This is a genomic window from Streptomyces sp. NPDC014006 (assembly GCF_043088925.1).
Lineage (GTDB): Bacteria > Actinomycetota > Actinomycetes > Streptomycetales > Streptomycetaceae > Streptomyces.
This window is the reverse complement of the sequence record NZ_JBICAJ010000001.1, coordinates 422,918-435,849: the sequence shown is the minus strand read 5'-3', so window position 1 is coordinate 435,849 and position 12,932 is coordinate 422,918. Positions and strand designations below refer to the sequence as shown.

Below are 12,932 nucleotides of genomic sequence, written 5' to 3'. Positions count from 1 at the left end.
GCTGCGCCTAGGATAGTGGGCCTTATGAAGATTCTCGTCACCGGCGGCGCCGGCTTCATCGGTTCACAGTTCGTGCGCGCCCTGCTTCTCGGAGAGCTGCCCTCCGGTGAGGGTGCCCAGGTCACCGTGCTGGACAACCTGACCTATTCCGGGAACGAGGCGAACCTCGCCCCGGTGGCCGACAAGCCCGGCTACACGTTCGTGCGCGGCGACATCCGCGACGACGCAGTCGTCGACGACGCGATGCGCGGCCAGGACGCGGTGGTGCACTTCGCCGCCGAGTCGCACGTGGACCGCTCGATCATGGACTCCTCGCCGTTCGTCACCACGAACGTGCTGGGCACCCAGGTGCTGCTGGACGCCGCGAAGCGCCACGGCGTGGGCCGGTTCGTGCACGTCTCCACGGACGAGGTGTACGGCTCGATCGCCGAGGGCTCGTGGACCGAGGACTGGCCGCTGGCGCCGAACTCCCCGTACTCGGCCTCGAAGGCCGGCTCGGACCTGCTGGCGCTGTCGTACCACCGCACGCACGGCATGGACGTGGTGGTGACCCGCTGCTCCAACAACTACGGGCCGTACCACTTCCCCGAGAAGATGATCCCGCTGTTCACCACGAACCTGCTGGACGGCAAGAAGGTCCCGCTGTACGGCGAGGGCCTGAACGTGCGCGACTGGCTGCACGTGTCCGACCACTGCCGGGGCATCGAGATGGTGCTGCGCGGCGGCCGCGCCGGTGAGGTCTACCACATCGGCGGCGGCACCGAGGTGACCAACAAGGAGCTGACCGGCCTGCTGCTGGACGCCTGCGGCGCCGGCTGGGACATGGTCGAGCACGTCGAGGACCGCAAGGGCCACGACCTGCGCTACTCCCTGTCGATCGCCAAGATCCAGGAGGAGCTCGGCTACAAGCCGCAGGTCACCTTCGAGCAGGGCCTGGCCGACACCGTCCAGTGGTACCGCGACAACCGCGCCTGGTGGGAGCCGCTCAAGGCGAAGGCGGCGCTTCCGGCATGACGCGTGTACTGATCACCGGCGCGGGCGGCATGCTCGGCCGTGACCTGGCCGAGGTCCTCGGCGGGCGCGGGCTGTACGTGAACGCGGTCACCCGCCACGGGCTGGACATCACCGACGCCGCCGCGGTGCGCGCGGCGCTCGCCGGGCACGACGTCGTGGTGAACGCCGCCGCGTGGACCGACGTGGACGGCGCCGAGGCCGAGGAGGCCGCGGCCACCCGGATCAACGGCGAGGGCCCGCGGGTGCTCGCCGAGGCGTGCGCCGAGAGCGGCGCCGTACTGATCCAGGTCTCCACCGACTACGTCTTCCCGGGCGACGCCGACGAGCCGTACCGGCACGACGCCCCGACCGCACCCGTCAACGCCTACGGCCGCAGCAAGCTGGCCGGTGAGCAGGCGGTGACCGAGCTGCTGCCCGAGCGCGGCTATGTGGTGCGCACGGCGTGGCTGTACGGCGCGCACGGGCGCAACTTCGTCGCGACGATGCTGAACCTGGCCGCGCAGCGGGACACCGTGGACGTGGTCGACGACCAGCGCGGCCAGCCCACCTGGACCGTCGCGCTCGCCCGGCAGATCGCGGACCTGGCCGAGGCGGCCCTGGCCGGGCGGGCCCCGGCGGGCGTCTACCACGGCACCGCGTCCGGTACCGGGACCTGGTTCGACCTGGCCCGGGCCGCGTACGAGCTGACCGGCCTGGACCCTGAGCGGGTGCGCCCGACGACGTCGCAGAAGTTCGTCCGGCCGGCCCGCCGCCCCTCCTACAGCGTGCTCGCGCACGAGCGGTGGGCCGAGGCGGGCGTGGCGGTGCAGCCGCACTGGCGCGAGCAGCTGGCCGAGGCGCTGAAGGTGATCGCCTCCGAGGAGCGGACGCGCGCGTGAGCCTCCTCGACCGCATCACCACGGCGCTGCCGCAGGGCACCGCGTTCGTCGGCGCCGGTACCGCGGTGCTCGGGGTGGCCAGTTACGTCCATCTCGCGGCGGCGGGCCACGCGCTCGCCGTCGACGACATGGCGAGCTTCTCGGTGCTGTGGACGGTGGTGTTCTCCATCGGCCTCGGGCTGTTCTTCCCGGTCGAGCAGGAGATCACCCGGATCGTCGCCGCCCGGGTGGTGCACGGTGACGGGGTGCTGCCGGTGCTGCGGCGCGGCGCGGCGCTCTCCGCGAGCCTGCTGGCGCTGGTGCTGGTGCCGCTCGTGGCGTTCTCCGGGTGGATCGCCGATCTGTTCTTCCACGGCGACACCAGCCTCGTGTACTCGCTCGCCGGTGCCTTCGCGGCGCTGGCCGTGGCGTATGTGACGCGTGGCATCCTCGCCGGTCTCGGCCGGTTCCAGGCGTACGGCATGCAGCTGGGTCTGGACGGCGTGCTGCGGACCGTGCTGTCGGGCGCGCTGGCGGTGTCCGGTGTGACGTCGCCGTTCGCGTTCGCGGCCGTGCTGACGGTGGCCCCGCTGCTGGCCGTACTGGCGACGATCAAGCCGGTGTTCCAGGGAGCGCGGCCGGGGTCGCAGGCGCACTGGCGGGAGCTGATCGAGCACCTCGGGCTGCTGGTCGGCTCGACGCTGCTCGCGCAGCTGCTCGTCAACATCGCGGTGATCAGCACCAAGTTGATCTCGACGAACGACGACGCGCTGGTCGCGGCGCTGCTGTCGGCGCTGGTGCTGGCCCGGGTGCCGCTGTTCGTCTTCGGCGCCTTCCAGGTGTCGCTGCTGGCGGGGCTGTCGGCGGCGGCGGCCGAGGGGGACACACAGGGTTACCGTCGGCTGCTGCTGCGGGCCGCGTCGGTCACGGCCGGGCTGGGTCTCGCCGGCGGGCTGGGCGCGGTGGCGCTCGGACCTGCGATCCTGCCGACGGTGTTCGGCGCCCCGGATGTGCTGGGCGCCACGGACTTCGCCTGGCTATCGGCCGGTACGACCCTGTACATGCTGGCCATGGTGCTGGGTCAGGCGCTGCTCACCAGTAACGGTGCGCGACTTCAGCTGTTGTCCTGGGTGGTGGGCACGTTGGTGCTGATCGCGGTCACGCTGAGCCCGCTGGACCTGCGCACGAGGGTCGAAGTGGCGTACACAGCAGGGTCACTGACGGTGGCCACCTGTATGTCACTCGCCATTCGCGCTCGTGTAAGCTACCGCCCGGTGCGCTCATAGGGTGACCGCCACTTCATCACTCTTCGTAACCGTCCCTCCGCGTGCAGTCGGGGTCCGGTCGGGTGGGTCCCTCAGCAGCCGCTCCCCCTGGTACACACCCCTGGAAGAGTAGACAGGCCCTTTCCATGAGTCGTCCGATACACCGGAGTGCGGTATGCAGTTGTGGATGCTGACTTCGGTCACCGGAGTCGTCCTCGTCGCGTGCATCGTCGAGCTCCTGCGCCGTCGCAAGCTCAAGGAGAAGTACGCCTTCCTCTGGGTGATCACCGGCCTTGTGATCATCCCGCTCGGGTTCTTCCCGCGGGGTGTGGACGCGGTGTCCGAGGCCCTCGGAGTCCGTTCCGGCGTCAGCCTGGTGCTGTTCATGGGCGTCGCCTTCCTCTTCGTCGTCTCGCTCCAGCTGAGCTGGGAAGTCGGACATCTGGAGGAGGAGGGCCGCACCCTCTCCGAAGAGGTGGCGCTGCTCCGTATCGACGTCCAGGACCTGCGGGCCCGGCTCGCCGAGCCGGAGACCCCCGCCGCATCTGCAGAACAGGGGGACGGTAAGTGATCGACGGCAAGCGTGTGCTGATCATCATGCCGGCGTGGAACGAGGCGGCCGGCGTCGCCGACGTCATCAAGGAGGTCCACACCACCCTTCCTGGTGCGGACGTCCTCGTGGTGGACGACGGCTCCGCCGACGAGACCGCCTCGGTCGCCCGCGCCGCCGGCGCGACGGTGATGAAGCTGCCGTACAACCTCGGGGTGGGCGGCGCGATGCGCGCCGGGTACAAGTACGCCCACGACCGTGACTACGACATCGCCATCCAGGTCGACGCCGACGGCCAGCACGACCCGCGCAACGTGCCGGAGCTGCTCGCCCGGCTGGAGAGCGGCGCCGACCTCGTCATGGGCGCCCGGTTCGCCGGCACCGGCGAGTACGAGGCCCGCGGCCCGCGCCGGTGGGCGATGCTGGTGCTGGCGTTCTGGCTGTCGCGCATGGCGCGCACCCGGCTCACCGACGTCACCTCCGGCTTCCGGGCCTGCGGCCGCGACCTCATCGACGTGTTCGCCCGCTGGTATCCCGTGGAGTACCTGGGCGACACCGTGGAGTCCACGATCGCCGTGATCCGGGCCGGGTACCGCGTCGAGCAGGTCCCCGTCGCGATGCGCCCGCGCACGACCGGCACCCCCAGCCAGTCGCCCCTGAAGGCCACCCTGTATCTCGGCCGCATCGGCATGATCCTGCTGCTCGCGTTCAGCCGCCGTTCGGTGCTGCGGCCCGCCCGGAACGGGAAGTGACGCGCGTGCGGACCCTCGACATCATGCTGCCGCACTACGGCGACACCGCCCTGATGCAGGCAGCCGTGCAGAGCGTGCTGGACCAGACCGACAAGGACTGGCGGCTCACCGTCGTCGACGACGGCCGTGAGCCGGGCGTGCCGGAGTGGTTCGCCTCCCTCGGCGACGAGCGGGTGCGCTACCTGCGCAACGAGCAGAACCTTGGCATCACCCGCAACTTCCGCAAGTGCGTGGAGCTGGTGGAGTCGACGCACTTCACCATGCTCGGCAGCGACGACCTGCTGCTCCCGACCTACGTCGAGACGCTGCGAGCCGCGATCGAGGCCGTCCCGGACGCGGCGATCTACCAGCCCGGCGTCGAGGTCATCGACGAGCACGGCAACCCCTCGACCTCGCTCGGCGACGAGGTCAAGCGGCGCCTGTACGCACCGAAGCACAACGGCCGGCGCCTGGTGCTGTCCGGTGAGCCGCTGGCCGCCAACCTGCTCGGCGGGAACTGGCTGTACTTCCCGTCGATCTGCTGGCGCGCCGACGCCGTCAAGGCGGTCAACTTCCGCGAGGACCTCTCCGTCATCCAGGACCTGGCCCTGATCATCGAGCTGATCCGGCGCGGTGAGAAGCTGGTCGTGGAGCCGGCCCCCGCCTTCCGCTACCGGCGCCACTCCGGCAGCCTGTCCTCGGCCGAGGCCCTCACCGGCGCCCGGTTCGGGGAGGCCGTACGGTTCTTCAACGAGGTGGCCGACGACCTGGACCGCCACGGCTGGCCCAAGGCCGCCCGGTCCGCGCGGCGGCACCTGTCGATGCGGCTGCACGCCCTGACCCTGCTGCCCGGTGCCCTGCGCCACCGCCAGTCCGACGCCACGCGCCGTCTGCTCAGGTACGCCCTGACCCGATCCGAGTGACAGCCCGCAGGGGCGGGCCGGTTGCGTCCCCCACCCCCGCCCCGCGGAACCGCGCCCCGCTTCCCCCCTCCGAAAGCGCAAAGTCGACATGATTCCCACGCAAGCCCAAGAGAGCGCCACACCCCGGTTCAGCATCATCGTTCCGGCGTACGGGGTCGAGGCGTATCTGCGCGACTGTCTCGACTCGGTGCTCGGCCAGTCCTTCACGGACTTCGAGGTCATCGCGGTCAACGACGCCTCACCCGACGCGTGCGGCGAGATCATGGACGAGTACGCGGGGCTCGACCCGCGTGTGGTGGCGGTGCAGCTCGAGCAGAACGTGGGGCTCGGCCGGGCGCGCAACGTGGGCATGTCCCGTGCCCGGGGCGCCTACCTGATCTTCCTGGACAGCGACGACACACTGCTGCCGGGTTCTCTGCAGGCCATCGCGCGCCGCCTGGAGGAGACCGGCGACCCCGAGCTGCTGGTCTTCGACTACGAGCGCACCTACTGGGACGGCCGCGTCTCCGCGAACGCCAAGCGGTCGCTGCTCACCGACGGCCCGCGCGGCGCATTCCGGCTGGACGACCACCCCGACCTGCTGCTGCTGCTGCAGGTCGCCTGGAACAAGGCCTACCGCCGCGACTTCGTGGAGCGCTGGGGCTTCGAGTACCCCGCGGGCTACTACGAGGACACCCCGTGGACCTATCCGGTGATGGTGGCCGCCGAGACCATCGCCCTGCTGGACCGGGTCTGCGTGCACTACCGCCAGCGGCGCCAGGGCTCCATCCTGTCCTCCTCCAGCCGTAAGCACTTCGACGTCTTCGACCAGTACGACCTGGTGTTCGCGTTCCTCGACCAGCACCCGCAGTTCGACCACTGGCGCGGCCCGCTGTACGAGCGCATGGCCTTCCACCTGGGCGTCATCGAGCGGATGCCGGGCCGGCTGCCCGCCGACGCGCGTGCCGAGTTCCGGGCCCGCCGGCTCCAGGCCGAGCAGGCCCGCCGCCCGGCCGGCCACCGGGCCCCCAAGGCGACGGGATCCTCCCGGTCGGGCGTGCGCCGCGTCGCCGAGCGACTCCCGGTCCGGCTGCGCCCCGTCGCGCGCCGCGCCTACCGGGCCGCGCGCCGGCTGAAGAAGCCGGTGCGCTCGGTGGTGCTGCGCGCCTACTACCGGGGCCAGCGGATGCTGCCGGTGCGCAAGGACACCGCGGTCTTCGCCGCGTACTGGAACGCCGACTACGCCTGCAACCCGGCGGCCATCCACCAAAAGCTGCTGGAGCTGGCCCCGCATGTGAAGACGACCTGGGTGCTCAAGCCGGACGCGCGCAACAAGCCGCCGGCCGGCACCACCGTGGTGCGTCCGGGCTCGTGGGGCTTCTGGAAGGCGATGGCCCGCAGCAAATACTTGGTCAACAACGTCAATTTTCCGACCCTGGTGGTCAAGCGCCCGGGTCAGGTCTTCGTGCAGACCCACCACGGCACGCCGCTCAAGCGGATGGGCGTCGACCTCGTCGAGTACCCGATCGGGCAGGCCGACCTCGACATGGAGACGCTGGTCCAGCGGATAGACCGCTGGGACTACAGCATCTCCGCCAACAGCTTCACCACCGCGATCTGGAACCGGGCCTACCCGGCCGAGTACACCTCCCTCGACTACGGCTACCCGCGCAACGACGTGCTGGTCAACGCCACCGACGAGGACCGGGCGCGGGCCCGCGAGAAGCTCGGCCTCGCCCCGGACAAGAAGGTCGTGCTGTACGCGCCGACCCACCGCGACTACCAGGCGGTGCCCCGGCCGCTGCTCGACCTGGAGCACTTCGCCGAGCGGCTCGGTGACGGCTTCACGGTGCTCTCGCGCGTCCACTACTTCAACCTCGGCACGGGCCCGGGCTCCACGGACGGCTCCCCGATCGTCGACGTGAGCGGGCACCCGTCGGTGGAGGAGCTGTACCTCGCGGCGGACTGTCTGCTGACCGACTACTCCTCGTTGATGTTCGACTACGCGCTGCTGGACCGGCCGATCGTCGTCTTTGCCAACGATTGGGACGTGTACCGGGCCACTCGGGGCACCTACTTCGACATTCACGTAGAGTCGCCCGGCCACGTGGTGGCAACCGAAGGGGACCTCCTGGACGTCTTCCTCTCGGGGCGCTGGTGCGACGACACCTCCGCCAAGGCGCGCACGGAGTTCCGCAGGCGGTTCTGCGAGTTCGACGACGGCCGGGCGGCGGAGCGTGTGGTACGCAGGGTCTTCCTGAACCAGGAGGATGTGCCGCCGGTGACACTTCCGGCGGAGCGTCCGAGCCGTCTCACGCGGGGCTAGAGCTACCGTGTCCGGCGGGTCCGGTCACCACCGGACACATACGTAACCTGAGAAAGGCGCAGTACCGCAGATGCCTCCCCGTCTGTCACTAGTCGTTCCCGTGTACAACGTGGAACTCTTCCTCGACGAGTGCCTGCAGTCGATCGCGGACCAGACGTTCACCGACTGGGAGGCAATCGTCGTCGACGACGGCTCCACGGACGGCAGCCTCGCGATCGCCGAGAGATGGGCGGCCAAGGACGACCGGATCCGGGTCGTCCCCCAGGAGAACCAGGGACTCGGCCCCGCCCGCAACACCGGTGTGGCCCACCTCACCGAGGGCACCGAGTTCCTCGCGTTCGTGGACAGCGACGACATCGTGCTGCCCGACGCCTACGAGCGCTGCATCGCCAGCCTGGAGGCGTCCGGCTCGGACTTCGTCAGCGGCAACGTCAACCTGCTCAAGGCCGGCGAGATCCTCCTCTCCCCGCTGCACGAGAAGCGGCTGCGAACCGACCGCACGCGGACCCACATCAGCCGCGACAAGAACCTCGTCTACGACCGCACCGCCTGGAACAAGGTCTTCCGCCGCTCGTTCTGGGACAAGCACGCCTTCGAGTTCCCCGGGATCCTCTACGAGGACGCCCCGGTCACGCTGCCCGCGCACTTCCTGGCCTCCGCCGTCGACGTGCTCGGCGAGCCGATCTACCTGTGGCGCCAGCGCACCGGCGGCGCCCCGTCGATCACCCAGCGCCGCACCGAGCCGGTCAACGTCCGCGACCGCATCCGCTCCTGCGACCGGGTCAGCCGCTTCCTCGCCTCCCAGCCCGGCGAGGAGTACGTCGCCCACAAGCACTGGTACGACGAGATCTTCATCACCGACGAGCTGCCGCTGTTCATGGGCGTGCTCGACGAGGCCGGCGACGAGTTCCGCGAACTGTTCATGAGCGGCGCCGCCGACTTCCTCGGCCGCGTCGACGAGTCGGTCATGCCCCGCCTGCCGGTCGCGCTGCGGCTGAAGTGCCATCTGATCCGCGAGGGCCGCCTGACGGAGCTGATGGAGCTGCTCGCCTACGAGCGGGAGACCGGGCGGGCCGTCCCCGTGGTCCGCCAGGGGCTGCGCCACGTCGCCGACTACCCGGTCCTCGACCAGGGCAAGCGGCCCGTGCCGCGCTCGGTGCTGCGCGTCGACAACGACTTCTCCGCCCGCGCCCGCGCCGAGGCGCTGATCTGGCGCGACGGCCGGCTGCGGCTCGAGGGCCACGCCTACATCCGCAACCTGGCCGCCGAGCGGCCGCAGCGCACCGCCCTGCGCGTGCTGATGCTGCGTGAGGTCGGCAGCCGCCGCACCGTCCTGGTGCGGCCGAACCAGGCGCGCGCGCTGCGCGCCACGCAGACCTCCGGCCAGTCGCTGCACAACTACGACTGGTCCGGCTTCACCGCCGAACTGAACCCGGCCAAGCTCAAGGCGCGCGGCGGATGGCGCGACGGCGTGTGGCGGCTCACCGTCACCACCGTCCAGCAGGGCATCGTGCGCCGGACCCGGCTGAAGGCCGGCGAGACCGGCAGCGCGCAGAGCCCGTCGCCGTTCTGGGTCGACAAGGACGTCCGGGTCGTGCCGTACGTCGCCGACGAGCACCTGTACGTGCGGGTGGAGCGGGTGCGGGCCCGGCTGACCGGGCACCGGGCCGTCGACGGTGTGCTGGAGCTGACCGGCACACTCGGCCACGACGCCGCCACCGGCGACGCGCCGCTCACCCTGCGCCTGACCCACGGGTCCACCGAGGCCGAGCTCGACCTGCCGGTGGAGCGCGGCAGCGGCGGCACGTTCTCCGTGCGGGTGCCGCTGGCCGACCTGGACGTCGAGGGCCGTGACAGCCACAACCTGCACGTCTCCGACAAGTGGACGGCCGAGCTGGGCGTCGGCGCCAAGCGCCGCTTCCCCGTCGCCGTGGACGCCGCCGAGGGAGACCTCGGCCGGCAGATCTCCGTGGACGGCGGGCCCACCGCCGCCTGGGGCGGCCGTGTCATCGCCGTCACCAGCGACGGCTCCGGCCGCCTGGTGCTGCGCACCCAGCCCGTGCAGCCCATGACCGGCGAACTGTCGGTCAGCGCGGAGGGCCGCATCGCCCTCACCGCCGCCCTGCCCGCGCAGGTCGAGGAGCCGGTCGAGATCGTCGTACGGCACAGCCGGCACGCCGAGGAGCACACCTACCCGGCGACCGTCGCCGACGGTGTGCTGAGCGCCGAGTTCCTGCCGGTGCCGGACAGCATCGCCAAGGTGCCGCTGCGCCAGGGCCGCTGGTACCTGTTCGCCCGCACCGCCGACTCCCGCGTGGAGGTGCCGGTGCGCGCCGTGCCGTCCGCGCTGGACGCCCTGCCGGTCGACTTCACCGTGCGCGGCCGGGACTACACGCTCACCCATCGCTTCTTCGACCGGCTGCTCATCGAGGCCGCCTCCGACCTCGGCCCCGCCGAGGTCGGCTGGTACCGCCAGCGCGAGCTGCGCACCAAGGTGTACGCGCAGGCCCGCACCGCGCCGCTGAAGGACACCGTCCTGTACGCCTCCTTCTCCGGCCGCCAGTTCTCCGACTCGCCGCGCGCCGTCTACGAGCAGCTGGTGCGCCAGGGCGCCGAGCTGGAGCACGTGTGGGTGGTGGAGGACCTCCGCGCGGAGATCCCCGAGGGCGTGAAGGTCATCCGCCGCTGGAGCCGCGAGTGGTACGAGGCGCTCGGCCGCAGCCGGTACATCGTCACCAACACGCACCTGCCGCACTGGATCCGCCGCCGCGAGGGCCAGGTCATCGTGCAGACCTGGCACGGCACGCCGCTCAAGCGGATCGGCCACGACATCGACAGCGTCCAGTTCGCCGACCGCAAGTACCTGCAGAAGGTCGCCGAGGAGACGCCGAGCTGGTCCTTCCTGGTCTCCCCCAACCGCTTCTCCACGCCGATCATGCGGCGGGCGTTCCAGTTCGAGGGCGAGATCCTGGAGTCCGGCTACCCGCGCAACGACGTGCTGCTCTCCGAGGAGACTCAAGAGCTGGCGAAGAGCGTGCGCGAGCGGATCGGCCTGCCGGCCGGCAAGAAGGTCGTGCTGTACGCGCCGACCTGGCGCGACGACCAGTTCTACCGGGCCGGCAACTACAAGTTCGACATGCGGCTGGACGTGAAGAAGGCGGCCGAGCGCCTCGGCGACGACCACGTCCTGCTCGTGCGCAAGCACTCGAACATCGTCGACGCCGTGCCCGGCGCCGGTGACGGTTTCGTCTTCGACGTCTCCAGCTACCCGGACATCGCCGAGCTGTTCCTGATCACCGACGTGCTGGTCACGGACTACTCGTCGCTCATGTTCGACTTCGCGAACACGGGCCGCCCGATGCTGTTCTTCACGTACGACCTGGAGTACTACCGCGACCAGCTGCGGGGCTTCTACTTCGACTTCGAGGACAAGGCCCCCGGTCCCCTGCTGCAGACCTCGGACGAACTGATCGACGCGCTCGCCGACATCGACCGGATCAGCGCCTCCTACACGGAGACCTACCGGGAGTTCAAGGACGTCTTCTGCGACCTCGACGACGGCCAGGCCGGGGAACGAGTGATCAACCGGATGCTGGAACTCGCGCACCCCGACCCATCGTCCACCGAGCCCGCGGAGCGTTGAGCGTGCCCACGATCCCCAGAGCCGTCAGGCAGCGCCTGGAACGCATCCCGGCCCGGCGCCGGATGCCCCTGGCCGTCTACGCCGTCACCCAGGTCATCTTCCTGCTGTGGTGGGCGGCCTTCTACCCCGGCGGGATGAGCTACGACTCGATCTCCTACGTCTGGCACGTCACCACCGGCCACTGGATGTCCAACCACTCGGTGGCCTACGACGGACTGGTCTGGCTCTCCCTGCAGATCACCGGTGACCTGGCCCTGCTGACGTTCGTGCAGGGCGTCGCCATGGCCGCGGCGCTGGCCTATGTGGCGATGACGCTGCGCCAGTTCGGCGTGCCGGGCAAGTGGAGCGCGACGGCCGCGATCGTGGTGGCGGCGCTGCCGTCGATCGGCTCGTTCACCATCTTCGTGTGGAAGGACGTGCCGTTCGTCATCGGCGCGGTCGTGGCCTTCGGCGCGGCCGGACGGCTCGTGGTGCGCCGGATGCGCGGCAGGCAGGCAGTGCGCGACAAGGCGTTCCGCAACGACGTCGCCATGCTGTTCATCGGTTTCCTGGCGATGGGCCTGTTCCGCAACAACGGTCTGCTCGTCGCCGTCCTCGCCGCGCCGGTGCTGCTGTTCGTCCTGCCGAAGATGCGCCGGGCGATGCTGGTCGCGACGGTGATCCCGGCGGTGATCGCGGGCGTGCTGCAGGTGGCGATCTACCCCGCGCTGGGCGTGATCACCCCGACCAAGGACCAGGTGTACGCGATGAACTACGCGGACATCGCGGTCGTCTACGGCAAGGCGCCGTGGACCTTCACCTCGTCGGACAAGGCCCTGATGGCCAAGGTGGCGCCGCTGTCCCACTGGGGCGGCCGGGCGGCCAACTGCTACAACGCCGACTGGGCGATGCAGAAGCCGATGAACCGCAAGAAGGCCGCCGAGTACAACGACCAGCTGATGGACCTGTGGATGCGGGTCCTGCAGCGCACCCCGGACCAGATGATCGGGGCGCGGCTGTGCCGCTCGCACATCGCCTGGTCGCCGTTCCCGGGTCCCGCCGACAAGATGGGCCAGACGCTGATCAGCCCGCCGTCGGTGCCGAAGAACCTGTTCGGCTGGGCCGACTGGAACCAGGACATCAAGCACAGCGAGTACCGGCCGGTCCTGAAGATCCGTCCGCTCAGCGACACGCTGCACAAGCTGGCGTTCTTCTCGTGGAAGGCCAGCAAGACGCCGCAGCTGCAGTGGCTGCTGTGGCGGGGCGCGACCTGGTGCTACGTCGCCTACGCGATCTTCCTGACGTTCGCGCGCCGGCAGCGCTCCTGGGCTCCGCTGGCCATGATGTCGATCCCGCTGGCGCTCCAGCTGACGGTGGTGGCGGCCAACCCGGCGCCGCTCGCCCGGTACATGTTCGCGCCGCTGTTCCTCGGCATCCTGACGCTGCCGCTGATCGCGGCGAAGCCGCGCTTCGGCCGCGTGGGCGGGGAGAGCCCGGGGTCCTCGGGGCCGTCGGAGAAGGCGGAGGAGCCGTCGCCGGCGGACCGGGATCCGGAGCCGGTGGCGTAATACCCGCTCATCGAGAAGGGCCCGCCCGCACCTCCCTCGAGGGAGGTGCGGGCGGGCCCCTCACGGAGGGCCGGAAAAACCCTACCGCCCGCCCCAC

Annotated in this window: 9 protein-coding genes; all 9 read left to right on the top strand. The window is 70.5% G+C overall.

The genetic code is table 11. The features are described 5' to 3' along the window. Window positions 1-24 precede the first annotated feature (24 nt). The 9 genes from rfbB to ACF1GV_RS01905 all read left to right on the top strand — a co-directional run bounded on the left by rfbB (window position 25) and on the right by ACF1GV_RS01905 (window position 12,835). On the top strand, window positions 25-1,014 hold the full coding sequence (gene rfbB, locus ACF1GV_RS01945; RefSeq protein ID WP_391676947.1) for a dTDP-glucose 4,6-dehydratase: 990 nt from the start codon (window positions 25-27) through the stop codon (window positions 1,012-1,014). Then, a complete protein-coding gene (gene rfbD / locus ACF1GV_RS01940) occupies window positions 1,011-1,892 on the top strand; it encodes a dTDP-4-dehydrorhamnose reductase (RefSeq protein ID WP_391676946.1) in 882 nt (293 codons plus the stop codon). The genes rfbB and rfbD overlap by 4 nt, the downstream gene beginning before the upstream one ends. Further along, window positions 1,889-3,157, top strand: a complete 1,269-nt coding sequence (locus ACF1GV_RS01935) for a hypothetical protein (protein ID WP_391676944.1) — start codon at window positions 1,889-1,891, stop codon at window positions 3,155-3,157. Before rfbD ends, ACF1GV_RS01935 begins: the two co-directional genes overlap by 4 nt. A 166-nt stretch (window positions 3,158-3,323) precedes the next feature. After that, a complete protein-coding gene (locus ACF1GV_RS01930; protein ID WP_391676942.1) occupies window positions 3,324-3,707 on the top strand; it encodes a DUF2304 domain-containing protein in 384 nt (127 codons plus the stop codon). Beyond that, window positions 3,704-4,438: a glycosyltransferase family 2 protein gene (locus tag ACF1GV_RS01925; RefSeq protein WP_391676941.1), complete on the top strand. Its 735-nt coding sequence runs from the start codon at window positions 3,704-3,706 to the stop codon at window positions 4,436-4,438. The genes ACF1GV_RS01930 and ACF1GV_RS01925 overlap by 4 nt, the downstream gene beginning before the upstream one ends. Then, window positions 4,435-5,340: a glycosyltransferase family 2 protein gene (locus ACF1GV_RS01920; RefSeq protein WP_391676939.1), complete on the top strand. Its 906-nt coding sequence runs from the start codon at window positions 4,435-4,437 to the stop codon at window positions 5,338-5,340. The genes ACF1GV_RS01925 and ACF1GV_RS01920 overlap by 4 nt, the downstream gene beginning before the upstream one ends. A gap of 88 nt (window positions 5,341-5,428) precedes the next feature. Continuing rightward, the gene (locus ACF1GV_RS01915; RefSeq protein ID WP_391676938.1) at window positions 5,429-7,645 is read left to right on the top strand and encodes a CDP-glycerol glycerophosphotransferase family protein; all 2,217 of its coding nucleotides are present in this window, start codon (window positions 5,429-5,431) and stop codon (window positions 7,643-7,645) included. A gap of 100 nt (window positions 7,646-7,745) precedes the next feature. Further along, window positions 7,746-11,288, top strand: a complete 3,543-nt coding sequence (locus ACF1GV_RS01910) for a CDP-glycerol glycerophosphotransferase family protein (RefSeq protein WP_391676937.1) — start codon at window positions 7,746-7,748, stop codon at window positions 11,286-11,288. Window positions 11,289-11,290: 2 nt separating this feature from the next. Further along, window positions 11,291-12,835, top strand: coding sequence for a DUF6020 family protein (locus ACF1GV_RS01905; RefSeq protein ID WP_391676936.1), 1,545 nt, complete (start codon window positions 11,291-11,293; stop codon window positions 12,833-12,835). Window positions 12,836-12,932: the final 97 nt, after the last annotated feature.

What these genes read in the sequence shown, in the direction of transcription:
- rfbB (WP_391676947.1), top strand. Translation starts at nt 25, where the DNA reads ATGAAGATTCTCGTCACCGGCGGCGCCGGCTTCATCGGTTCACAGTTC.
- rfbD (WP_391676946.1), top strand. Translation starts at nt 1,011, where the DNA reads ATGACGCGTGTACTGATCACCGGCGCGGGCGGCATGCTCGGCCGTGAC.
- ACF1GV_RS01915 (WP_391676938.1), top strand. Translation starts at nt 5,429, where the DNA reads ATGATTCCCACGCAAGCCCAAGAGAGCGCCACACCCCGGTTCAGCATC.
- ACF1GV_RS01930 (WP_391676942.1), top strand. Translation starts at nt 3,324, where the DNA reads ATGCTGACTTCGGTCACCGGAGTCGTCCTCGTCGCGTGCATCGTCGAG.